Consider the following 22,024-nt stretch of genomic DNA (forward strand, 5'->3'; position numbering starts at 1 on the left):
ACCGCGGAGCGCTTGTGTCTGCCCCGGGGGCAGATCTTCTACTCGTGGGTGGATCAACGGATCCCCCTCAAGAAAGGTCGTTCATGATGCGCACACCAGAGCCTCTCGGGCCCCAGGGCGCGGATCCTCACGCCGGTGCGGCAGCAGCCGCACTGCCCGGTACCTGGCCGGACCGTCCGTTCGGCGTCCACTTCCGGATGTCGCGCTGGAAGTCCCTGGTCGTCCTGGTCGCGATCCCGCTGATCCTGCTCCTGGTCCAGATCATCCTCTTCCAGGGGGTCGTCCTGATCGAGGGCCCGGCGGACCCGAGCAAGCCCGCGCTCACGCCGCTCACGATCGCCGCCACCGGCCTCAGCACCGCTGTCACCGCGGTGCTCGCGACGCTGCTGGTCGCGAGGATGGCGAAGGTGCCGTGGCGGGCGGTGTTCCGGCACACCCGCGCCTTCGACCGGCGCCGCCTCGGTGTCTATCTCCTGGGCGCCGCGGTCGTCGTCGGCCTGGGCACCATCGCGACGGCGCTGATCGCTCCCGGGTCGAGCGGATGGGGGGCTTTCGAGGTCGGGCCGCTCGTCGTCGCCACCATCGCCGTGACCCTTGTCTTCACTCCGTTGCAGGCGGCAGGTGAAGAGGTGGCGTTCCGTGGGGCGGCCGTCCCGGCCGCGGGTTCCTGGTTCCGCAGCACCCGCCTCGGCGTCGTGTTCGGCATCCTTGTCTCCGGGGTGCTCTTCGCCGCGGTGCACGTGACCCTGGACCCGTGGCTCGTCAGCTACCTGATCGTCTTCTCCGCTTGCACGGTGATCATGGGCCTGATCAGCGGCGGCCTGGAGGCCGCGATGGCCTTCCACGTCTCCAACAACGTTCTCGTCGGTCTCGTGAACGCGCTCTTCGCCGGAGGCGGCTCGTCGGTGGTCGACCGTGGTGTCGGTTCTGGTCCGGGCGCCGCCCTCATCATCCTCATGGTGATGAACGTGCTGGCCGTGCTCATGGTCTGGTTCATCGAGCGCACGGGGCGTTTCGCGATACGAACTCGGCGAGCCACCCTCCCAGCCGCCTCCTAGCATCGTGATCCGGGGCGGGACGCAGGCTCGTTCGCAGTTTCGCACCCCGAAAGTCGTGACTCTGGCCCTATGTACCGATCCTTTCGAGTCGTTGATCACGGCCCGGTCGGGGACTCCGCCCGATGAGACCGGCCGCTACCTACGAGACGCTCGTCAGCGGGCACCTGCTCGAGATCAGGGACGTGCGGCGACGTCCCGCCGCCGCACGGGCCTGGGACACGACGCCCCGCCCCGCCCTCGTCACCGGCATCGAGAGCGGCCCGGTCCGGGTCGAGGTGGTCCTCTTCCAGGCCCCGTTCGACGTCGACGGCGAGGGCTGGGACGAGGCCGCTGAGGTCAGCGTGCTGGCCGGGCCCCGCGGCGTCGTCGTCGTGGGAGCGGGGGACGACGGCTCGGACGCCCGCCGGATCGGTGTGGGCGGCGGGCCCCACCGGCTCCAGGTCTACGCGCGGGGGCGCTCGCTCGCGTCCGTCTCGACCGCGTCGGACGTGGTCGAGACGTATCGGGTGCTCGCCTGGCCGGCGCCCCTGGCCCCGCCCGCCGTGCTCGTGCGGAGCCGGGACGCGGCGCCCAACCTGGTGTCGTTCATCGGCCCGGAGGGCACGGGCGGCCTGGTCTCCGGCGGCGACACCGACGACGCGCACCGGCGCCCGGAGCCGTTCAGGTGACACGCCGGGGCGGCCCCGAGGCGCCGTCGGCGTCCTAGACCCGGCCGGCCTCGCGCTCGGGGAGCTGGGCCGGGGCGCCGAGCAGCCGGCCCAGCAGCGCCACGCAGATCCCGCCCGCGGCCAGGATGCTCGCCAGCACGACGAGCTGGAAGCCGGCCGCCTCGAGCGGCGAGGACCCGGCGAAGATCGCGCCGACGAACGCGCCCGGCAGGGTGACGATCCCCGTGGTGCGCGTCTGGTCGGTGGACGGGATCAGGGCGGTGGAGGCCGCCGTGCGCACCGCGCGCAGGGCCGCGACCCGGGGCGTGGCGCCGAGGGCGAGCCACCCCTCGATCTCGTCCCGCCCGGTGACCAGCGCCTCGGCCAGCGACCGGCCCATCAGGGAGCTGACGGTCATGGTGGAGCCGACGACGATCCCGCCCACGGCCAGGAGGTACCGCGGCTCCAGGGGCAGCGCCCCGGTGGCGAACACGACCGCCATCGGCACGGACGCCGCGGCGAGCATGATCCCGGCCAGCCATGGCGCGTACCGCCGCGGCAGCCGGGCGCGCCGCACCACGACCACGGTCGCGGCGGCGACCATGACCGCCAGGAACAGCGCCACCCACGCCCCGTGGGCCAGGACCCCGGTCAGGACCAGGCTCAGCAGGCCCAGCTGCACCGTCGCACGGACGATCGCGACCGGCTGGAGCCACGGCGACTCCAGGCGCAGGGCGGCGACGATCCCGAACGCCACGAGCGCCAGCACGGACACTGCCACCACGACGGCTACCGGATCCATGGCACCAGCATGCCGCCGTCGGGCGTGCGCCGAGGGCTCTCCCTGGCCGTAACCACCCCGATCCGGGCCCCTAGACTGGCCCCGTGATCGTCGCCACCCGCCACAGTGCCCGGATCTCGGGCGCGCCGGAGGGCGCACCCGCCATCGTGTTCGCGCACGGGTTCGGCTGCGACCAGAGCATGTGGCGGCTCGTGGCCCCGGCATTCGAGAGCGACTTCCGGGTGGTCCTGTTCGACCACGTCGGCGCGGGCGGCTCGGACGCCACGGCGTACGACCTCGACCGGCACGCCTCCCTCGACGGCTACGCGGACGACGTGGTCGAGCTCCTGGACGAGCTCGCCCTCGGCCCCGTCGTGCTCGTCGGCCACTCGGTGAGCGCGACCATCGCGACGCTGGCCGCCGCGCGGCGGCCGGAGCTCTTCGACCGGCTCGTCCTGGTGGGCCCGAACCCGCGCTACATCGACGACGACGGCTACCGCGGCGGCTTCGCGGCCCACGAGATCGACGAGCTGCTCGACACCATGGACGCCAACTACCTCGGCTGGTCCGCGGCCATGGCCCCGGTCATCATGGGCAACCCGGACCGGCCCGCGCTCGGCGAGGAGCTCACCAACGCCTTCTGCCGCACGGACCCGGCCATCGCCAAGCGCTTCGCCCGGACCACCTTCCTGTCCGACAACCGCGCCGACCTCGCCGCCGTCCGCACGCCGAGCCTCGTCGTCCAGTGCCGCGAGGACGTCATCGCGCCGGTCGAGGTGGGGCGCTACGTCCACGCGAACCTCGCGGGCAGCGAGCTCGCCCTCATCGACGCCGTCGGCCACTGCCCGAACCTCAGCGCCCCCGGGGCGCTGATCGCCACGATGCGCGAGTACCTCACCCCGTGATCCCCATGGGGCGGGCCCGGTCCTGGGACTCGGCCCCCGTGGCACTGCTCCGCCTCGACGGCGAGGGCGCGATCATCGACACCAACGAGACGTTCCGCGGCTGGCTGGGCGACGCGGGCCTGGACCTGGAGGGCACCCGGCTCAGCGCGCTGCTGTCCGTGGGCGGCCGCATCTACTGGGAGACGCACCTGGCCCCGCTGCTGCACATGCAGGGCAGGGTGGAGGAGATCGCGCTCGAGCTGCGCGCCGGGGGCGAGCCCCGCCCGGTGCTGCTGTCCGCGGAGCTGCACGCCGGCGAGGGGCGGACCGGCGACGGCGGCCTGGTGATCGACGTCGTCCTGTTCGAGGCCCGGGAGCGGAGACGGTTCGAACGGGAGCTGGTCGCTGCGCGCGCGGCGGCCGAGCGGTCCGAGGCGGGCGTGCGCACCCTGCTCGGCACGACCACCGCGCTCGCCCGGGCGGCCGGCGTGGAGGGCGTCTGCGCGGCGCTCGCGCACGCGGCGGTCGCCGAGCTGCGCGCCCGGGCCGCGTCGGTGTGGCTGCTCGACGAGGCGGGGGCTCCCGCCCTGCGGGCGCAGCTCGGCCAGGACGGCCCGGCTGAGCGGCCGTCCGCGCGGCTCCTGGCCACGGTGCGGGCGAGCTCCGACGCCGCCCATGACGCCGGGACCACCGCGGCGGAGACCGAGGTGCTGGTCGCGCCCGATGGCCGGGTCGTGGTCCCGCTGCGCGGCACGGACACCCTGCACGGCGTCCTGGTCCTGGTCCCGCGCGCTCAGGCGGGCGACGACGCGCTCAACCGCGGCGCGCTCGCCGCCGCCGGCCAGCAGGGTGGCGTCGCGCTCGACCGTGCCGTGCTGCACGAGCAGAGCGTCTCGGTGGCGCACGAGCTGCAGCGCGCGATGCTCACCGACCAGCTCCCGCAGCCGGAGCGCGCCCGGGTCAGCACGGACTACCGGCCCGCGGAACGCTCGCTGGAGGTGGGCGGCGACTGGTACGACGCCTTCTGGGTCGACGACACGACCCTCGCGCTGGCGGTGGGGGACGTCGTCGGGCACGGACTGCGGTCGGCGACCGCGATGGGCCAGCTCCGGACCGCCGTCCGGAGCTGCGCCGAGAGCGGCGTCGGCCCGGCGGGCGTCCTCGCCCGCGTGGACCGGTACGTTCAGCGCCACGGCGTCGGCTTCGGGTCCACGCTCGTCTACGCCGAGCTCGACGTCACCACCGGACGGCTCGTCCACGCCTGCGCGGGGCACCTTCCACCCCTGGTCACGCGGCCCGACGGCGGCGCCGAGTTCCTGTGGGAGGGGCGCGGGGCGCCGCTCGGCGTGCACACCGTGCCCGTCGCGGCACCGCGGACCGGCGCCGGGGTGGTCGAGCTGCGGCCCGGTGACGTCCTCTGGCTCTACACGGACGGCATGGTCGAGCAGCGCGGGCGCAGCCTGCACACGGGCCTGGAGGTGTTCGCCCGGGCCGCCGCGGGGCCGCTCGGCACCGCCGCCGCCGACGTGCTCGTGTCGTCGCTGCTCGGCGACCACCCCAACCAGGACGACGACGCGTGCGTGCTCCGGCTCGCGTGGGACGCGCCCGCCTGAACCGGGACGCACGAGAGGCCGGGCCCGTCGCCGGACCCGGCCCCCCTTCCTCGCGGATCGGTGGCTGTCAGCCGATGCCCGCGCCCTCGGCGTCGGGCGTCAGCACCCGCGCCGCGAGCTGGGCCTGGACGCTCAGCTCGGCCGCCTTGAACGCGTGCTCCTGCGTCATCGCGTTCTCGGTGCGCTCCAGGCAGTCGAGGATGAGCCGGCCGAAGTACGGGTAGCCCACGTTCCCCTTGGCGACGAGGTGGTGCTCGCCCTCGCCGTTGACCAGGAACACGTGGCCGGGACCCTCGTCCGTGGCCACGTTCGTGTACTTGCGCAGCTCGATGTAGCCCTCGGTGCCCAGGATGAACGTGCGGCCGTCACCCCAGGTCCTCAGGCCGTCCGGCGTGAACCAGTCGACGCGGCAGTAGCCCGCGGCGCCGTTGTCCATCACGATGTTGGCCTCGCCGAAGTCGTCCAGCTCCGGGTGGTCCGGGTGGTTGTAGTTGGCGATGGCGGAGTGCGTCACCTGCGCGTCCTTGGCGCCCGCGTAGTGCAGCATCTGCTCGAAGTTGTGGCTGCCGATGTCGCACAGGATGCCGCCGTACTTCTCCTTCTCGAAGAACCAGTCGGGGCGGCCGGTGCCCAGGCGGTGCGGGCCCAGGCCCATGACCTGCAGCACCCGGCCGATCGAGCCCCGCTCCACGAGCTGGTCGGCCAGGACCGCCGCCTCCACGTGGATGCGCTCCGAGTAGTAGACGGCGTACTTGCGGCCGGTCCGCGCGGTGGCCACGCGGGCCGCCGCGAGCTGGTCGAGCGTCGTCAGCGGGGCCTTGTCGGTGAAGTAGTCCTTGCCCGCCTCGATGGCGCGCAGGCCGAGGCCGGCGCGCTCCGACGTGACGGCCGCGCCGGCGACCAGGAGCACCTCGTCGTCGTCGAACACCTCGTCCTCGCTGCGTGCCACGCGCACGTCCGGGAACTTGGCGCGGAACGCCTCCACCTTCGCCGGGTCCGGGTCGTACACCCACTTCAGGGTGCCGCCCGCGGACTGGAGGCCCTCGGCCATGCCGTAGATGTGGCCGTGGTCGAGCCGGACCGCCGCGAAGGGGAAGTCGCCCCCGCCCACCACGGGGTCCGGCACCGGCTCGGGCGCGTAGTTGGCTCCGCTCGCGTTCATCAGTTCGCCTCCTGGCTGCTGCCGACGGTGATCGCGCCGGGCAGGTCGCCCACCGACGCGGTCTTCTCGAAGAAGTGCGGGGCGCGCGCCACCAGCGTGCCCGTCCGGTAGTACGGGTCGTCCTGCTGAAGCGGCAGGTCCACCGTGCGCCGCTCGATCCCGGCCTGGTAGATGGCCGTCACCAGCTCGACGGCGCGGCGGCCGTCCGCACCCGTGACGGCGGGCACGCGGCGCTCGCGGACGGCGGCCAGCGTGTCCCCGATCTGCCCGTTGTGCCCCAGGTGGGCCAGCGGCTCCCGGGCCGCGGCCAGGGCCTCGATCTCCGCGACGCGGTCGGCGTTGCCGCCGGGGGCGGGGAAGCCGTTGGGCGAGGGAGCGGAGGCGACGACCTTCCACGGCTGCGAGACGCGCGCGTCCCGGCCCTGCACCACGATGGCCTGCTCCTCGCCGTGGTGCACCACGGAGCTGGTCACCTCGGCCAGCGCGCGGTCGTACTGGAGCACGGCCACGGAGAGGTCCTCGACCTCGGCGTTCTCGTGCGCGGCGTTGGTCAGCACGGCGGTGACCGCGCGGGGCGCGCCGAGCATCCACTGCGTCAGGTCGAGGTGGTGGATCGCGTGGTTCAGCGTGCAGCCGCCGCCCTCGGACTCCCACGTCCCGCGCCACCACAGGTCGTAGTAGGCGGTGCCGCGCCACCAGGCCGAGCTCACCTGGACGTGCGAGACGGGCCCGGCCAGGCCGGAGTCCAGCACCTCCTTGAGCGTCGCCATGTCGTCGCGGAAGCGGTTCTGCGCCACGACCGACAGCACGCGGTCGTTCTCGGCGGCGGCCGCGATCATGGCGTCGCACTCCTCCAGGGAGGGCGCCATCGGCTTCTCGACGAGTACGTCCACCCCCGCGCGCAGCGCGGTGATGGTCAGCTCCGCGTGGGACGACGGCGGCGTCGTGATGCTCACCAGGTCGAGGTCCGGCTCGGCGGCGAGCAGCTCCTCGATGCTCTCGTAGGCCCGCGCGCCGGGCACCTGGAGCCGCTCGCGCTGCTCGGCGGCCTTGCCCGGGACGATGTCGCAGACGGCGACGACCTCGCACTCCTGCGCGAAGCGGCGGTATCCCTCGGCGTGCGCTCCGGCGATCCCGCCGGTCCCGACGATGCCGATCTTGAGCATGCTTCCTCCGTTGGACGACGACGTGACGACGCCGGCCACGCGGAGCGGTGCGACGTCGCAGATCGCATCATACGTATGATGCAACGGTTCAACATCGTCATGTCCGGTGCCCGGGATGTCAAGGGGCGGCCCGCGGTCAGCCGGCCGTGCGGGGCAGGTTTCCGGTCGACTCCCGCCACACGACGCGCTGCAGCGGGGCCGTCGGGCGCGGGGGCTCCTCGCCGCGTACCGCCGCGACCAGCCGCCGCATCGCGCGCCGTCCGGCCTCGACGAAGTCCACGGGGATCGTGGTCAGGGACGGCGACGTGAACGCGCTGAAGTCGGCGTCGTCCCAGCCCGTGACCACCAGGTCGCCCGGGACGGACCAGCCGCGCTCCGCCGCCCCCCGCAGCACGCCGAGCGCCACGTAGTCGTTGGCCGCGATCACGGCCAGCGGCACGGCGTCGTCGGGCAGGGCGAGCATCGCCGCGCGGCCCGACTCCGGCGACCAGGCGCTGCCCACGACCCCCAGCGACTCGACGCCCAGGCGCTCGACCTCCGCGAGGTAGACGTCGCGGCGCGAGCGCGCCGAGGCGAAGTGCTCGGGCCCGGCCACGTGCAGGAACCGGCGGTGGCCGGCCGCGGCCAGGGCCGAGATCACGGTGCCCAGCAGGCCGGCGTCGGCGAGCTCGCCGGTGGTGCGGAGCTGCTCGTCGAGCGCCGTCTCGGCGACGACCGGCGCGGCGTCGTCGTCCAGGGTGAGCGCGTCGGGGACCACGGGGAGGAACGTCAGCACGCCCTCGACCTGGCCGCTCCGGGCGAGGTCGACGACGCGCTCGGTGCGGGCCTCGGCGGTGCCGTCCACGCTGTGGGTGTCCAGCGCGTAGCCCGCCTCGGCGGCGACCTCCGCGGCGCCGGTGAGCATGCGCAGCCGGTTGTCCACGGTGACGCCGGTGACGACGGCGAGGCGGCCCGAGCGCTGGGTGCGCATCGACCGCGCGGCGAGGTTGGGCCGGTAGCCCATCGACGCCGCGACCGCCAGCACGTGCTCGCGGGTCCGGGGCGCGATCGTGCCCTTGCCGGACAGGGCGTAGGAGACCGTCGACTGCGACACTCCCGCGGCGCGCGCGACGTCGTGGCTGGTGGGCTGGCGGGCTGACATCGACACAGTGTCCCCTCTGGCCCCGCCCGGCCGCATCAGGCAGGCGGGGCCATGGGTGCGGGTCCCGCGGGGACCGGCTCCTCGAACACGAGCAGCGTATGGGTGTTCACGATGCCGTCCATGCCCTGGATCTGGTCCAGGATCAGGTGCCGCAGGTCGGCGTTGTCGCGGGCCCGGACCAGCAGGACGAGGTCGAACTCGCCGCCGACCAGCCCGATGTGCTCGACGCCCCGCAGGGTGCGCAGCTCCTCGCGGACCGAGCGCCACTGCGCCTGGTCCAGGTTGACCGTCACGTAGGCGGACGTGCCCAGCCCGGCGAGCACCGGGTCGATCTCCGCGCGGTAGCCCCGGATCACGCCCGCGGACTCCAGCCGCTGCACGCGCACGTACGCGTTGGCCCGCGAGATGTGCAGCTTCTCGGCCAGCGACCGCATGGACATCCGGCCGTCCCGGCGCAGCTCGTCGAGGATGCGCTGGTCGACGTCGTCGAGGCCACCTGCCACTTGTCTCGCGACCACGCCCTCAGCCCCTTCTGTGCTGGACGTTTGGATCGTGTGACCCAGCCATGACTGGACAGGTTCTCGGATCCTCGCCGTTGATGGAATCCGGATGGAACGTTGACCAGTATATCTACATGGCGATCGACGTAGATCTCATGCTGCCGTCCCCGGAGCCCGTCGCGCTCCTCGACCCGGACGGCAGGCCGACGGCCGGCGACGACGACGCGCTGCCCCCGGCCGACGACCTCCTGCGGGGCCTCGCCGGCATGGTCACCGCGCGGCGGTTCAACGAGCAGTCCTCCGTGCTGGTCCGCCAGGGCCGACTGGCGGTCTACCCCTCGTCGTACGGCCAGGAGGCGTGCCAGGTCGCCGCCGCCCAGGTGCTCGGCGACGAGGACTGGCTCTTCCCGACCTACCGCGACACCGCCGCCGCCGTCGCTCGCGGCGTGGACCCGGTCGAGGTGCTCGGCCTGCTCAAGGGCGACTGGCACTCCGGGTACGACCCGTACGAGCGCCGCGTCGCACCCCTGGCCACCCCGCTCGCGACGCAGCTCCCGCACGCCGTCGGGGTGGCGCACGCGGCGCGGCTGCGCGGCGAGAGCACGGTGGTGCTGGCGATGTGCGGCGACGGCGCCACGAGCGAGGGCGACTTCCACGAGGCGCTGAACTTCGCCGCCGTCTTCCGGGCGCCGGTCGTGTTCTTCGTGCAGAACAACCAGTACGCGATCTCGGTGCCGCTGGCCCGGCAGAGCGCCGCGCCTTCGCTGGCGCACAAGGGCGTGGGTTACGGCGTGCCCGGCGAGCTGGTGGACGGCAACGACCTCGCGGCCCTGCTGCACGTCCTGTCCGGGGCGGTCGCGCGCGCCCGGGCGGGCGCGGGGCCGCAGCTCGTCGAGGGCCGCACCTACCGCATGCAGGCCCACACCAACGCCGACGACGCGACCCGCTACCGGTCCGACGCCGAGGTCGCCGCCTGGGCCGCCAAGGACCCGCTGCTGCGGCTCGACGCCTACCTGCGCGCGGCGGGCGTGCTGGACGACTCGCGCGCGGCCGCCCACGCCGACGACGCCGAGCGGCTCGCGCGGCACACCCGGGACGGCCTCAACGTCGACGTCGTCCCGGACCCCGAGGACCTGTTCCGCCACGTCTACTCCCGGCCGACGCCGCAGCTCGTGGAGCAGCTCGCCCTGGTCAAGGACGAGCTGAGTCGTGACGAACCGGGCCGGGACGAGACCAGTCAGGAGGAGACCCGCTGATGACCAGCACCGCGGTGGAGCACGAGACGCTCAGCACGGCCCAGGCGATCAACCGGGCGCTGCGCGACGCGCTGGCCGAGGACCCCACGGTGCTCGTGCTGGGCGAGGACGTCGGCGCGCTCGGCGGCGTCTTCCGGGTCACCGACGGGCTGACGGCCGAGTTCGGCGAGGACCGCTGCTTCGACACGCCGCTCGCCGAGGCCGGCATCGCCGGCTTCGCCGTCGGGCTCGCGATGAACGGCATGCGGCCCGTGATCGAGATGCAGTTCGACGCCTTCGCCTACCCGGCGTTCGAGCAGGTGGTGAGCCACATCGCGAAGATGCGGAACCGTACGCGCGGCCGGGTCGAGCTGCCGCTGGTCATCCGGGTCCCGTACGCGGGCGGCGTGGGCGGCGTCGAGCACCACAGCGACTCGTCCGAGGCGTACTACGCGCACACGCCGGGCCTGCACGTCGTCGCGCCGTCGAACCCCGCTGACGCCTACCTGCTGCTGCGCGAGGCCATCGCCTCGCCCGACCCGGTGGTCTTCCTCGAGCCGAAGAAGCTCTACTGGGCCAAGGGCGAGGTCGCGTTCCGGGCGGGCGCCGAGCCGGGGATCGGCCGGGCCGTCGTGCGCCGCCCGGGCACCGACGCCACCCTCATCGCCTACGGCCCCTCCGTGCCGGTCGCGCTGGAGGCCGCCGACGCCGCCGCGCGCGACGGCCGCAGCCTCCAGGTCGTGGACGTGCGCTCCATCGTCCCGTTCGACGACGCCACCGTCTGCGCCGCCGTGGAGTCGACCGGCCGCGCCGTCGTCGTCGCCGAGGCCTCCGGCTTCGCCAGCGTCGCGTCCGAGATCGCCGCCCGGGTGAGCGAGCGCTGCTTCCACTCGCTCGCGGCCCCGGTGCGCCGCGTCACCGGCTTCGACATCCCCTACCCGCCGCCCAAGCTCGAGCACCTCCAGCTCCCGTCCGTGGACCGCATCCTCGACGCCGTCGACGACCTGCAGTGGGAGGACGCATGACCAGCACCACGACCGAGCAGACGTTCCTGCTGCCCGACCTCGGCGAGGGCCTGGCCGAGGCCGAGGTGGTGCAGTGGCTGGTCGCCGTGGGCGACGTCGTCGCCATGGACCAGACCGTGGCCGAGGTGGAGACGGCCAAGTCCGTCGTCGAGGTGCCCTGCCCGTACGCGGGCCGGGTCGGCGTGCTGCACGCCGCCGAGGGGGAGGCCGTCGAGGTGGGCAGGCCGCTCATCACGATCACGGCGGAGGGCGCCGACGAGCCGGAGCCGGAGCCCGCTCCCGAGCCGGACGCGGCCGCCGTCGGGCCGGAGGCCGAGGCCTACCGCACCGAGGAGCAGGCCGGCTCCGGCAACGTGCTCATCGGGTACGGCACCTCCGCGCACCCCGGCCCCGGCCGCCGCCGTCGGCCCCGGGCGGGCGCCCGGCCGACGGCGCTCGCCGCGCCCCGGCCCGACGACGACGGCGCCCCGGCGCTCGCGCACGACAGCAGCCCCGTCCGCGTGATCTCGCCGATCGTGCGGCGGCTGGCCCGCGAGGCGGGCCTGGACCTGGCCGAGATCCCGCCCACCGGGGCAGGCGGCACCGTGACCCGGTCCGACGTGCGAGCCGCGGCCGAGCGGGCGCGCGCCGGCACCGCGCCCGTGGTGTCCGCGGCGTCCGCCCCGGACGCGTCGTCGGCCCCTGTCTCAGACCCGGCCCCCGGGCAGCGCCGCATCCCGCTTGGCGCCTCGCAGAGGGCGGCGTCGCGCGTGCTGTCGCGCAGCCGTGCCGAGATCCCCGAGGCGACCGTCTGGGTCGACGTCGACGCCACCGCGCTCTGGGAGCTGCGCGAGGCGACCCGTACGCCGGACGACCCCGGGCCGGGGCTGCTGGCGCACGTCGCGCGCTTCGTCGTCGCGGGCCTGGCGGCCTACCCGGTGCTGAACGGGCGGCTCGACACGGAGCGCGCCGAGGTCGTCGTCCCGGACACCGTCAACCTCGGCATCGCCGTCCAGGGGGAGCGCGGCCTGGTCGCCCCGGCGGTGCTCGGCGCCGACTCGATGACCACGCGCGAGCTCGACGTGGCGCTGCGCGATCTCACCGCCCGCGCCCGGGTGGGCGGGGCCACGGCCGAGGAGCTCACCGCGGGCACGTTCACGCTGAACAACTACGGCAGCCTGCGGGTCGACGGCAGCGCCCCGATCATCAACCACCCGCAGGTCGCGATGCTGGGCCTCGGCCGGATCATCGACCGGCCGTGGGTCGTGGACGGCCAGATCGTGCCCCGCAAGATCACGCAGATGTCCTTCGTCTTCGACCACCGGGTGTGCGACGGCGGCACCGCCGCGGGCTTCATGCGCACGGTCGCGGACGCCATCGAGAACCCGCTCCCGGCCATCGTCCGCCTCTGACACGCGTTCAGCTCACGACGTGTCAGACGTACAGGTCACCCGAGGGACCTGTACGTCTGACACGTCGGTGGCCTGAACGCGAGTCAGCAGTTCAGCGGCCCGTGAACCGGGGCCGACGCTTCTCCTGGAAGGCCGCGAAGCCCTCCTGGTAGTCGAGGGTCTCGCTGAGCCGTCCCTGCGCCTCGTTCTCGTGCGCGACGGCGGCCCAGAACGCGACCCGCTCGTCGCGCAGCTCCCCGACCAGGCGCTTGGACGCGAGGAAGGCGTTGGTCGCCCCGCCCGCGACCTGCTGGACGCGGGCCCGCGTGAACGGCAGCAGCTCCGCCGCCGGGACGGCCCGCGAGAACAGCCCGGCGCCCACCGCCTCGGCCCCGGTCATCAGCTCGCCCGTGTAGATCAGGTCGAGCGTGCGGTGCGCACCCAGGCGGTCGAAGAACAGCGCGTGCCCGCCCGAGTCGAGCGTCGCCCCGAGGTTGGCGAACGGCGAGCCGATCTTCGCGTCGTCGGCCACGTAGACCACGTCGGTGGCGATCAGCAGGCCGAGCCCCACGCCCAGGCAGGCGCCGTGGGCCGCCGCGAACGTCGGCGCGGGGAAGGCCGTCATGCGCCACAGCAGCGGGGTCACGCGGTTGCGCAGGTAGCCCAGCGCGTCGTCGGTGGCGGCGTCCACCCCCGAGATGTCCCGGCCGGCGCAGAACGCGCGGCCCTCGCCGCGCAGCAGCAGGGCCCGCACCCCGGCGGCCTCCGCCTCCCGGTAGGCGTCGTCGAGCTCGGCCAGGGCCACCTCGTCGAGCGCGTTGAGCCGGCCGGGCGCGTCGAGCACCACCTCGGCGACCTGGTCCTCGATCGTCAGGTCGATCATGAGTCGTAGTCCACGGAGATCTCCTCGCTGGTCGGGATCGCCTGGCAGGTCAGCACGTAACCGCGCGCCAGCTCCTCCGGCTCCAGCGCGTAGTTCTCCACCATCTCCACCGTGCCCGACACCAGTTTTGCCCGGCATGTACCGCACACGCCACCGGCGCACGCGAACGGCACGTCGCCGCGCACGCGCAGCGCGGCGTTCAGCACGCTCTCGCGCGCGCCGACGGGGGTGGTCACCGTCGTCGTCGTGCTGTCGAGGCGGAAGGAGACCGAGCGCGTCGGTCCGTCCCCGCCCGACGTCGGGGGGAGGCCCCGGGGCGCCGCCGGCCGCTCGGGCCTGCCGGTGGTGAACAGCTCGTGCCGTACCCGCTCGGCCGGCACGCCCAGCTCCTCCAGCACGGCCCGGCAGGCCTGCACCACCTCGAACGGCCCGCACAGGAACCACTCGTCCACGCCGTCCGGCCCGATGAGCGTGGTCACGATGCGGCGCAGCCGGTCGGCGTCGAGACGGCCCGAGAGCAGCTCGGCGCCCCGCTGCTCGCGGGTGAGCACGTGGTAGAGCGCCAGGCGGGCGGGGTAGCGGTCCTTCAGGTCGGCCAGCTCGTCGAGGAACATCGTGTCCGTCGTCGTCCGGTTGGAGTAGACCAGGTCGAACGTGCTGTCCGACGCCGAGCCGAGCGTGTGCTCCACGAGCGACATCATCGGGGTGATGCCGGAGCCCGCGGCGATCCCGACGACGCGCCCGCCCTGGCCGGGCTCCCGGTGCGAGACGAACAGGCCCTCGGGGCTCATCACGTCGAGCACCGCGCCCGGCGCCAGGTGGTCCACCGCCCACGGCGAGAACACGCCGCCCATGTCGCGCTTGATACCCACCTTGAGCGAGCCGCGGACCGGCGCCTGGCAGATCGAGTAGGTGCGGCGCACCTCCTCGCCGGCCACCTCTGCGCGCAGGGCGACGTACTGCCCGGGCGCGTAGGAGTAGGCGTCGGCGAGGTCGTCGGGCACGTCGAACGTCACCTCGACGGCGTCCGCCGTCAGCGGGCGCACGGCGGCGACGGTGAGCGGGTGGAAGCGGGCCCGACGTCGGGCGGTGGGCGCGGCCGGGGCCTCGGCGGGCGTCATCAGTGCTCCTTGAAGTGGTCGAACGGCTCCCGGCAGCGCTGGCACACGTACAGCGCCTTGCACGACGTCGAACCGAACCGCGAGAGCTCGCGCGTGTGCAGCGACCCGCACCGGGGGCACCGCACGCCCATCCCCAGTGCGACGACGCCGCCCGCCCGCCGCGCCGGCGGGGCGATCCCGTGCTCCACGAGCTTGCGCCGGCCGGCGTCGCTCATCCAGTCGGTGGTCCACGCGGGGGAGAGCACCACGTTCACCCGCGCCCCGGACCAGCCGCGCTCCTCGAGGACGGCGACGATGTCGTCGCGGATCGCGTCCACGGCGGGGCAGCCCGAGTAGGTGGGCGTGATGTCCACGACCGGCGTGCCGTCCACGAGCCGCACGGCCCGCAGCACGCCGAGGTCCTCGACGGTCAGCACCGGCACCTCGGGGTCGGTGACCTGCGCCGCGGCGTCCCAGACGGCGCGCTCCGGCTTCGTGCCCGGGCGGGGGCGCGCGACCTGCTCGTGCTCGACGGCGGCCATCACCACACCGCCCCCGGGTGCCGCCGGGCCAGCACCTGCATCTCCGCGAGCAGGGGGCCAAGCGCCTCGGAGTGCACCCCGAGCCGCCCGCCGCCGCGTACGGCGGCGACCGCCGGGACCGGCAGCTCCACCCGGTCGAGCACCGGCAGCAGCAGCGCGTCGAACGGCTCGCGCAGGCCGGCGGGCGCCACCGCGGCGGCCGGGACCGCGTCGGCGGCGGGGTCGTCGGCGAACAGCTCGTCCACGAACGGCCAGACGGCGTCGAACCCGGCGACCGTGCGGCGGCGCGACTCCTCGGTGCCGAGCGCCAGGCGCAAGGTCCACAGCGTGGCGTGGTCCAGGTGGTAGTCGACCTCCTTGACCGCCTTGGCGGCGATCGCCGCGAGCGTCGGGTCCGCGCTGCCGGTCAGGGCGCGGTAGAGCGCCGTGAAGTATGCAGACACGACGAGCTGCCGGGCGATCGTGCAGGCGAAGTCGCCGTTCGGCCGCTCGAAGATCTGCCGGCACCGGAAGTCCGGCTCGTCGCGGAAGTACGCCAGGTCGTCCTCCGTCTGGTCCCACGCGGAGCCCGCGTAGGTCAGCAGGCTCCGGGCGTGGCCGAGGGTGTCGAGCGCGATGTTCCCGAGGGCGACGTCCTCCTCCAGCTCGGGTGCGGCCGCGATCCACGAGCCGAGGCGCTGCGCGAGGACCAGGGCGTCGTCGCCCAGGCCGAGCGCGTACCGCGCGACGTCGTCTGCGGCCCGGACCGGGCTGTCCTGCGGGGCGACCCGGGCGGCGAGGGCCTCGGGCGTGAGCACCGCGGACGGGGACTGGTGCTGGTTCGGCATGGCTCTCCATCGAGCGTCGGGCGGGTGCGGGGTGGCGCGGGTCAGGCTCAGAGGTGCGGCACGGCCTGCGACGCCGTGTAGTACGTCGCGTGCCGGAAGTCCTTGCCGCGCGGGGACTCGAACCACGCGTCCTTCGCGTCGGGGTCGGACGCGGTGATCGCGGCGGCGGGGACCACCCAGATCGAGACCCCCTCGCTGCGGCGGGTGTAGAGGTCGCGGGCGTTCCGCACCGCCAGCTCGGCGTCGGGCGCGTGCAGCGAGCCCGCGTGGACGTGGGACAGGCCGCGCGACGAGCGCACGAACACCTCCCACAGCGGCCAGGTCTCCCGGCGGGGTTCCTCGGTCATGACGCGATCCGTTCGCTCGTGGCGGTGCGCTCGGCGTAGGCCCGCGCCGCCTCGCGGACCCAGGCGCCCTCGGCGTGCGCGGCGTTGCGCTTGGCCAGGCGCAGCGCGTTGGCCTGCCCGTTGCCGCGCAGCACGGCGTGGAACTCGTCCCAGTCGAGCTCGCCGAAGTCGTGGTGCCCGCGCTCCTCGTTCCAGCGCAGGTCGGGGTCGGGGAACGTGACCCCGAGGATCTCGGCCTGGGGCACGATCATGTCGACGAACCGCTGGCGCAGCTCGTCGTTCGAGAACCGCTTGATCTTCCAGGCCATGCTCTGCCGCGAGTTGGGCGACTCGCCGTCGGGCGGGCCGAACATCATCAGGGCCGGCGCGTACCAGCGGTTCACGGACTCCTGCGCCATCGCCCGCTGCTCGTCGGTGCCGTTCATCAGCGCCAGCAGGATCTCGAAGCCCTGCCGCTGGTGGAACGACTCCTCCTTGCAGATGCGCACCATCGCGCGCCCGTACGGGCCGTACGACGCGCGGCACAGCGGCACCTGGTTCGCGATGGCGGCGCCGTCCACGAGCCAGCCGATCGAGCCCATGTCGGCCCAGGACGGCGCGAGGTAGTTGAAGATCGAGGAGTACTTGGCCTTGCCGGAGTGCAGCGCGTCGAGCATCTCGTCGCGCGTGGTCCCCAGGGTCTCGGCGGCCGAGTAGAGGTAGAGCCCGTGCCCGGCCTCGTCCTGCACCTTGGCCATCAGGATCGCCTTGCGCTTGAGGCTCGGCGCGCGCGTGATCCAGTTGCCCTCGGGCTGCATGCCGATGATCTCGGAGTGGGCGTGCTGCGACATCTGCCGCACCAGCGCCTTCCGGTACGCCGGGGGCATCCAGTCGGTGGGCTCGATCCGCTGGTCGGCGGCGATGAGGGCGTCGAACGCCGCGAGCCGCTCGTCCTCCCCGGGCGCGGCCTCTCGCGGTGCGGCCCCTCCGGACGACGCCGGGGGCAGGTGGTCCGCTGGCATGCCGCCTCCTGTGCTGGAGCTCCTGTGCGACCGGGCCTACTTACCGATCGTTCAGTCAGGCTAGCACCGGGGTGGGCGCGGCGGCAACGGCCTCCCGGTCGGTTAGGTTGGCTCGCATGGAACAGCCGGCCGACGCCCCCGCACCCGCCCGACGCGGCGGCAACGGGCGCGCCGGGCGCGTCGCCTACGACCTGGACGCGGTGCTGGCCGTCGCCGTCCAGGCGTTCAACGAGCGCGGCTACGACGCGACGTCGATGGGCGAGCTGGCCGAGCGCCTCGGCACCAGCAAGTCCGCGATCTACTACCACGTCAGCGGCAAGCAGGAGCTGCTCCGGCTCGCGCTGGAGCGCGCGCTCGGCAACCTGGAGCGGCTCCTGGAGGAGCCCGACGCCGACGCCACCGCCCTGGAGCGGCTCGAACGCGTCATCCGCGGCGCCGTACGGGTGCTCGTCGACGAGCTGCCCTTCGTGACGCTCCTGCTCCGGCTGCGCGGGAACACCGAGATCGAGCGCGAGGCGCTCGGGCGCCGCCGCGAGTTCGACCACGCCGTCGCGCGCCTGGTCGAGGAGGCCGTCGCCGACGGCGCCCTGCGGTCTGACGTCGACGCGCGCACCGCGACCCGGCTGCTCTTCGGCATGGTCAACTCGCTGGTCGAGTGGTACCGCCCCGGCGGCGGGCTCACCGCCGACCAGCTCGCCGACGCCGTCGTCGCCATGGCGTTCGAGGGGCTGCGCGCCTAGCGCGCCCTTGAACCACGACCGCGCGCGTGCCATGCTGCCATCTACAGAACGAACGGTCAGTAAGTAGCGCACCGACGCTACGCCGGTGCGACCCAAGGTGATGAGGCCATGGCAGCAGCCCTGCGGCGCGTCGACGACCGCGCGGACCGCCTGCACGTCCGGCTCGACCGGCCCGAGGTGCGCAACGCCATCGACCGGGCGATGGTCGACGAGCTGCACGAGGTCTGCGCCGAGCTGGAGGCCTGGCCCCGCATCCTGGTCCTGTCCGGGACGGAGCGCGTCTTCGCCGCCGGGGCCGACATCGCCGAGCTGCGCGAGCGAGGCCGCGACGACGCGCTCGCCGGCATCAACTCGCGGCTGTTCGTGCGGATCGCGGCGCTGCCCATGCCGGTGATCGCCGCCGTCGACGGCTGGGCGCTGGGCGGCGGCGCCGAGCTGGCCTACGCGGCCGACTTCCGGCTCGCCGGCGAGAACGCCCGGTTCGGCCAGCCCGAGGTGGGCCTCGGCATCATGGCCGCAGCGGGCGCCACCTGGCGCCTGCGGGAGCTCGTCGGCGAGACGCTCGCGCTGGAGATCCTGCTCGCCGGCCGCGTGCTCGACGCCGCCGAGGCCCTGGCGGCCGGCCTCGTCAGCGCCGTCCACGCGTCGTCGGACCTGCTCAAGGCGGCCGACGCGCTCGCGGACCGGATCGCCGAGCAGGACCCGACGGCGGTCCGCTTCACCAAGCGGGCCTTCCGCGCCCCGCGGGCGGCGCACCCCGAGGTCGACGACCTCGCGCAGTCCGTGCTGTTCGAGTCGCCCGCGAAGCACGAGCGGATGACCGCCTTCCTGGACCGGAGGAAGCCATGACGCTGCCACGGACCGTCGGCGTCGTCGGCGGCGGCCGGATGGGCGCCGGGATCGCCCACGCCTTCCTGCTCGGGGGCGCCCACGTGGTCGTCGTCGAGCGGGACGCCGAGGCGGCGGCCCGGGCGCGGGCGGCGCTGGGACGGGCCGTGACCGCCAGCGTCGAGCGCGGCTCCACCTCGCGCACCGCGGCCGAGCTGCTGGAGCGGGCGCGCGCGACCACCGCCGTCGCGGACCTCGGCAACGCGGGCCTCGTCGTCGAGGCCGTGCCCGAGGACCTCACGACCAAGGCCGACGTGCTGGCCCGGGTCGAGCGGGTGGTCTCGCCGGTCACCTGGCTGGCGAGCAACACCTCCTCGCTGTCCGTCGACGTGCTCGCGGGCCACCTGGAGCGGCCCGAGCGCTTCGTCGGGCTGCACTTCTTCAACCCGGTGCCGTCCTCCGCGCTCGTGGAGATCGTGCGGGGCACCCACACGGTCCCGGTGCTCGTCGAGGAGGCGGCCGCCTGGGTGGCCGCGCTCGGCAAGACGTCGATCGTCGTGTCCGACTCCCCGGGCTTCGCGAGCTCGCGCCTGGGCGTGGTGATCGCGCTGGAGGCGATCCGCATGGTCGAGGAGGGCGTCGCCACGCCTGACGACATCGACGCCGCGATGGTGCGCGGCTACCGGTTCCCCGTCGGGCCGCTCCGGCTCACCGACCTGGTCGGGCTCGACGTGCGCCTCGGCATCGCGGAGCACCTGGAGCGCGAGCTGGGGGAGCGGTTCGCCGTGCCGCCGCTGCTGCGCCGGATGGTCGCCGCGGGGCACCTGGGGCGCAAGACCGGTCAGGGGTTCTTCACGTGGGACGAGTGACCCGCACGCCGGGACCGTCAGGACAGCCGAGAGTTACAGCCGAGAGGAAGCAACCATGACCGCGACCGAGACCCCGGCCCGCACCCTCGACAGCTACGTCCTCGGGGCGTGGCAGCGCCCGCCGTCGGACGGCGCGGGGCAGGTCGTGCGTGACGCCTCGACCGGCGAGCCGGTCGCCGAGGTGGCCGGGCAGGGCCTCGACCTGGGGGCCGTCGTCGCCTACGGGCGGACGGTCGGCCAGGACGCGCTCGGCGCGCTGACCTTCCACCAGCGGGCGCTGCTGCTCAAGCGGCTCGCGCAGCACCTGACCGGGGTCAAGGAGGACCTGTACGAGGTCAGCCTGCGCACCGGCGGCACCAGGCGGGACGCCATGGTCGACATCGACGGCGGCATCGGCGTGCTGTTCACCTACGGGTCCAAGGGGCGCCGCGAGCTGCCGAACGCGCACCTCCTGGTCGACGGGCCGCCGGAGAGCCTGTCCCGCGACGGGTCGTTCGGCGGCCAGCACGTGCGCACCCGGCGGCAGGGGGTCGCCTTCCAGGTCAACGCCTTCAACTTCCCCGTCTGGGGCATGCTGGAGAAGTTCGCGCCCGCCTTCCTCGCCGGCGTGCCGAGCGTCGTCAAGCCCGCCTCCGCGACGGCGTACCTCGCCGAGGCCGCGGTCCGCGCGATCGTGGACTCCGGCATCCTGCCCGACGGCGTGCTGCAGCTCGTCAGCGGCCCCGCCCGCGGGTTCCTGGACCACCTCGACGTGCGCGACACCGTGAGCTTCACCGGCTCCGCGTCCACGGCCCGGGTGCTCGCCGTCGACGACGCCGTCATCCGCCGGGGCGTGGTGCTCACCGCCGAGACCGACTCGCTGAACGCCGCCGTGCTCGGCTCGGACGTGGAGCCTGGCAGCCCGGAGTTCACGGCCTTCGTGGCCTCCGTGGTCACCGAGATGACGGTGAAGGCCGGGCAGAAGTGCACCGCGATCCGGCGCGTGATCGTCCCGGCCGACCGGCAGGACGCCGTGGTCGACGCCGTCCGCGAGCGGATCGCGCAGCGCGTCGTCGTCGGCGACCCGCGGGCCGACGGCGTCACCATGGGCGCGCTGGCGAGCGTCGCGCAGAAGGAGGAGGTGCTGCGCGGCGTCGCCGAGCTGGTCGCGGGCGGCGGGCAGATCGTCGTCGGCGACCTCGCGGAGCCCGAGGTGGTGCACGCCGACGGCACGCGCGGGCCCGCCCCGGACGGCGCGTTCGTCGCGCCCGTCCTGCTCCGGTTCCCCGACCCCGACGCGCCCGCGGTGCACGACATCGAGGCCTTCGGGCCGGTCGCGTCGGTGCTCGGCTACCGCGACCTCGACGACGCCGTGCGGCTGGCGAACCTCGGCGGCGGCTCGCTCGTCGCCACCGTCGCGTCCGCCGACCCCGCCGTCGTGCGGCACCTCGTGACGGGTATCGCGCCGATGCACGGCCGCGTGCTGGTGCTCGACCGGGACGACGCGCGCTCCTCGACCGGCCACGGCTCCCCGGTGCCGCACCTGGTGCACGGCGGACCGGGCCGAGCCGGCGGGGGCGAGGAGCTCGGCGGCGTCCGCGCCGTCGAGCACTACATGCAGCGCACGGCCCTGCAGGGCACGCCCGCCGCGCTGACCGGCCTGACCGGGCGGTGGCGGGCGGGGGCGCCGTCGAGCACGGGGACGGGCCACCCGTTCCGCAAGTCCCTGGCGGTGCTCCGGGTCGGCGACGCCGTCGAGTCCGGGCCGCGCGAGGTGACCCTCGACGACATCGCGCACTTCGCCGACTTCACCGGCGACACGTTCTACGCGCACACCGACGAGGAGGCCGCGGCGGCCAACCCGTTCTTCCCCGGCCGGGTGGCGCACGGGTACCTGCTCGTGTCGTTCGCGGCGGGGCTGTTCGTCGACCCCGCGCCGGGGCCGGTGCTCGCGAACTACGGCCTGGAGAACCTGCGCTTCCTGACGCCGGTGGTGCCCGGGGACACGCTGCGCGTGCGGTTGACGGCCGCCCAGATCACGCCGCGCGAGGACGAGGACTACGGCGAGGTGCGGTGGGACGCCGTGCTCACCAACCAGCGCGACGAGCAGGTCGCGACGTACGAGGTGCTCACCCTCGTCGCCAAGGAGTAGGCCCCGCCCGGAACTGTGGCCGGGGGCCCACCCGCTGTTGGGCCCCCGGTCCCATGCGACCGTCACTCGAACAGGTCCCGGGACCGTGGCGCCCTATGCCCACGATGCCTAGTTTGCTCCTATGTCTCCATTCCATCGCGCGATCTTCCGTCGCACTGCGGAGCGATGGCGTTC

Annotated in this window: 22 protein-coding genes; 11 read left to right on the forward strand and 11 right to left on the reverse strand. The window is 74.2% G+C overall.

Annotation, left to right across the window (positions count from 1 at the left end; translation table 11 throughout):
• Positions 1-83 precede the first annotated feature (83 nt).
• Positions 84-1,058 (forward strand): CPBP family intramembrane glutamic endopeptidase, encoded by a 975-nt coding sequence (locus FHX71_RS28190; protein WP_182620752.1) that lies wholly within the window; start codon positions 84-86, stop codon positions 1,056-1,058.
• 122 nt (positions 1,059-1,180) lie between these two features.
• Positions 1,181-1,726: a hypothetical protein gene (locus FHX71_RS28195; protein ID WP_182620753.1), complete on the forward strand. Its 546-nt coding sequence runs from the start codon at positions 1,181-1,183 to the stop codon at positions 1,724-1,726.
• A 34-nt stretch (positions 1,727-1,760) separates the two neighbouring features.
• Here the strand turns inward: FHX71_RS28195 and FHX71_RS28200 are convergent, their stop codons facing one another.
• Complete coding sequence (locus FHX71_RS28200) at positions 1,761-2,507, reverse strand: ABC transporter permease (protein WP_182620754.1); 747 nt, start codon at positions 2,505-2,507, stop codon at positions 1,761-1,763.
• An 83-nt stretch (positions 2,508-2,590) separates the two neighbouring features.
• Between FHX71_RS28200 and FHX71_RS28205 the strand changes: the two genes are divergently transcribed.
• Both FHX71_RS28205 and FHX71_RS28210 read left to right on the forward strand, forming a co-directional pair.
• Positions 2,591-3,391 carry an alpha/beta fold hydrolase gene (locus FHX71_RS28205; RefSeq protein WP_182620755.1) on the forward strand — a complete coding sequence of 267 codons (801 nt, stop codon included), beginning with the start codon at positions 2,591-2,593 and terminating at the stop codon, positions 3,389-3,391.
• A 38-nt stretch (positions 3,392-3,429) separates the two neighbouring features.
• Entirely contained in the window at positions 3,430-4,983 is a 1,554-nt protein-coding gene (locus tag FHX71_RS28210; protein WP_182620756.1) for a SpoIIE family protein phosphatase, read from the forward strand.
• Between the two features lie 67 nt (positions 4,984-5,050).
• Here FHX71_RS28210 and FHX71_RS28215 read toward each other — a convergent pair whose 3' ends face one another.
• The 4 genes from FHX71_RS28215 to FHX71_RS28230 all read right to left on the reverse strand — a co-directional run bounded on the left by FHX71_RS28215 (position 5,051) and on the right by FHX71_RS28230 (position 8,970).
• On the reverse strand, positions 5,051-6,145 hold the full coding sequence (locus FHX71_RS28215; protein WP_182620757.1) for a Gfo/Idh/MocA family protein: 1,095 nt from the start codon (positions 6,143-6,145) through the stop codon (positions 5,051-5,053).
• Complete coding sequence (locus FHX71_RS28220; protein WP_182620758.1) at positions 6,145-7,311, reverse strand: Gfo/Idh/MocA family protein; 1,167 nt, start codon at positions 7,309-7,311, stop codon at positions 6,145-6,147. The genes FHX71_RS28215 and FHX71_RS28220 overlap by 1 nt, the downstream gene beginning before the upstream one ends.
• 136 nt (positions 7,312-7,447) lie before the next feature.
• The gene (locus FHX71_RS28225; RefSeq protein ID WP_182620759.1) at positions 7,448-8,452 is read right to left on the reverse strand and encodes a LacI family DNA-binding transcriptional regulator; all 1,005 of its coding nucleotides are present in this window, start codon (positions 8,450-8,452) and stop codon (positions 7,448-7,450) included.
• Positions 8,453-8,487: 35 nt separating this feature from the next.
• Complete coding sequence (locus FHX71_RS28230) at positions 8,488-8,970, reverse strand: Lrp/AsnC family transcriptional regulator (protein ID WP_312877249.1); 483 nt, start codon at positions 8,968-8,970, stop codon at positions 8,488-8,490.
• A gap of 116 nt (positions 8,971-9,086) precedes the next feature.
• Between FHX71_RS28230 and FHX71_RS28235 the strand changes: the two genes are divergently transcribed.
• From FHX71_RS28235 to FHX71_RS28245, 3 genes are read left to right on the forward strand one after another with little or no spacing between them, the layout of a single operon-like run.
• Positions 9,087-10,208: a thiamine pyrophosphate-dependent enzyme gene (locus FHX71_RS28235; protein WP_182620760.1), complete on the forward strand. Its 1,122-nt coding sequence runs from the start codon at positions 9,087-9,089 to the stop codon at positions 10,206-10,208.
• Positions 10,208-11,212, forward strand: a complete 1,005-nt coding sequence (locus FHX71_RS28240) for an alpha-ketoacid dehydrogenase subunit beta (protein WP_182620761.1) — start codon at positions 10,208-10,210, stop codon at positions 11,210-11,212. Before FHX71_RS28235 ends, FHX71_RS28240 begins: the two co-directional genes overlap by 1 nt.
• Positions 11,209-12,603, forward strand: coding sequence for a dihydrolipoamide acetyltransferase family protein (locus tag FHX71_RS28245; protein ID WP_182620762.1), 1,395 nt, complete (start codon positions 11,209-11,211; stop codon positions 12,601-12,603). Before FHX71_RS28240 ends, FHX71_RS28245 begins: the two co-directional genes overlap by 4 nt.
• 91 nt (positions 12,604-12,694) lie before the next feature.
• On the opposite strand, the gene FHX71_RS28250 is transcribed toward FHX71_RS28245, so the two are convergent.
• From FHX71_RS28250 to paaA, 6 genes are read right to left on the reverse strand one after another with little or no spacing between them, the layout of a single operon-like run.
• Positions 12,695-13,465: an enoyl-CoA hydratase/isomerase family protein gene (locus FHX71_RS28250; RefSeq protein WP_182620763.1), complete on the reverse strand. Its 771-nt coding sequence runs from the start codon at positions 13,463-13,465 to the stop codon at positions 12,695-12,697.
• Positions 13,462-14,586 carry a 1,2-phenylacetyl-CoA epoxidase subunit PaaE gene (gene paaE / locus FHX71_RS28255; protein ID WP_182620764.1) on the reverse strand — a complete coding sequence of 375 codons (1,125 nt, stop codon included), beginning with the start codon at positions 14,584-14,586 and terminating at the stop codon, positions 13,462-13,464. Before paaE ends, FHX71_RS28250 begins: the two co-directional genes overlap by 4 nt.
• Positions 14,586-15,107, reverse strand: coding sequence for a 1,2-phenylacetyl-CoA epoxidase subunit PaaD (paaD, locus tag FHX71_RS28260; RefSeq protein WP_182620765.1), 522 nt, complete (start codon positions 15,105-15,107; stop codon positions 14,586-14,588). Before paaD ends, paaE begins: the two co-directional genes overlap by 1 nt.
• A complete protein-coding gene (paaC, locus tag FHX71_RS28265; protein ID WP_182620766.1) occupies positions 15,107-15,934 on the reverse strand; it encodes a 1,2-phenylacetyl-CoA epoxidase subunit PaaC in 828 nt (275 codons plus the stop codon). The genes paaD and paaC overlap by 1 nt, the downstream gene beginning before the upstream one ends.
• A gap of 47 nt (positions 15,935-15,981) precedes the next feature.
• Positions 15,982-16,281 (reverse strand): 1,2-phenylacetyl-CoA epoxidase subunit PaaB, encoded by a 300-nt coding sequence (paaB, locus tag FHX71_RS28270; protein WP_182620767.1) that lies wholly within the window; start codon positions 16,279-16,281, stop codon positions 15,982-15,984.
• Positions 16,278-17,282 carry a 1,2-phenylacetyl-CoA epoxidase subunit PaaA gene (gene paaA / locus FHX71_RS28275; RefSeq protein ID WP_182620768.1) on the reverse strand — a complete coding sequence of 335 codons (1,005 nt, stop codon included), beginning with the start codon at positions 17,280-17,282 and terminating at the stop codon, positions 16,278-16,280. The genes paaB and paaA overlap by 4 nt, the downstream gene beginning before the upstream one ends.
• A gap of 116 nt (positions 17,283-17,398) precedes the next feature.
• Between paaA and FHX71_RS28280 the strand changes: the two genes are divergently transcribed.
• From FHX71_RS28280 to paaZ, 4 genes are all read left to right on the forward strand, one after another.
• A complete protein-coding gene (locus tag FHX71_RS28280; RefSeq protein WP_182620769.1) occupies positions 17,399-18,022 on the forward strand; it encodes a TetR/AcrR family transcriptional regulator in 624 nt (207 codons plus the stop codon).
• Between the two features lie 108 nt (positions 18,023-18,130).
• A complete protein-coding gene (locus FHX71_RS28285) occupies positions 18,131-18,871 on the forward strand; it encodes an enoyl-CoA hydratase/isomerase family protein (protein ID WP_182620770.1) in 741 nt (246 codons plus the stop codon).
• Positions 18,868-19,719 carry a 3-hydroxyacyl-CoA dehydrogenase family protein gene (locus tag FHX71_RS28290; protein WP_182620771.1) on the forward strand — a complete coding sequence of 284 codons (852 nt, stop codon included), beginning with the start codon at positions 18,868-18,870 and terminating at the stop codon, positions 19,717-19,719. The genes FHX71_RS28285 and FHX71_RS28290 overlap by 4 nt, the downstream gene beginning before the upstream one ends.
• A 55-nt stretch (positions 19,720-19,774) precedes the next feature.
• Positions 19,775-21,850 (forward strand): phenylacetic acid degradation bifunctional protein PaaZ, encoded by a 2,076-nt coding sequence (paaZ, locus tag FHX71_RS28295; RefSeq protein ID WP_182620772.1) that lies wholly within the window; start codon positions 19,775-19,777, stop codon positions 21,848-21,850.
• The last annotated feature ends 174 nt before the right edge of the window (positions 21,851-22,024 follow it).

Source organism: Promicromonospora sukumoe (genome assembly GCF_014137995.1).
In the GTDB taxonomy this organism is placed as follows: Bacteria; Actinomycetota; Actinomycetes; order Actinomycetales; family Cellulomonadaceae; genus Promicromonospora; species Promicromonospora sukumoe.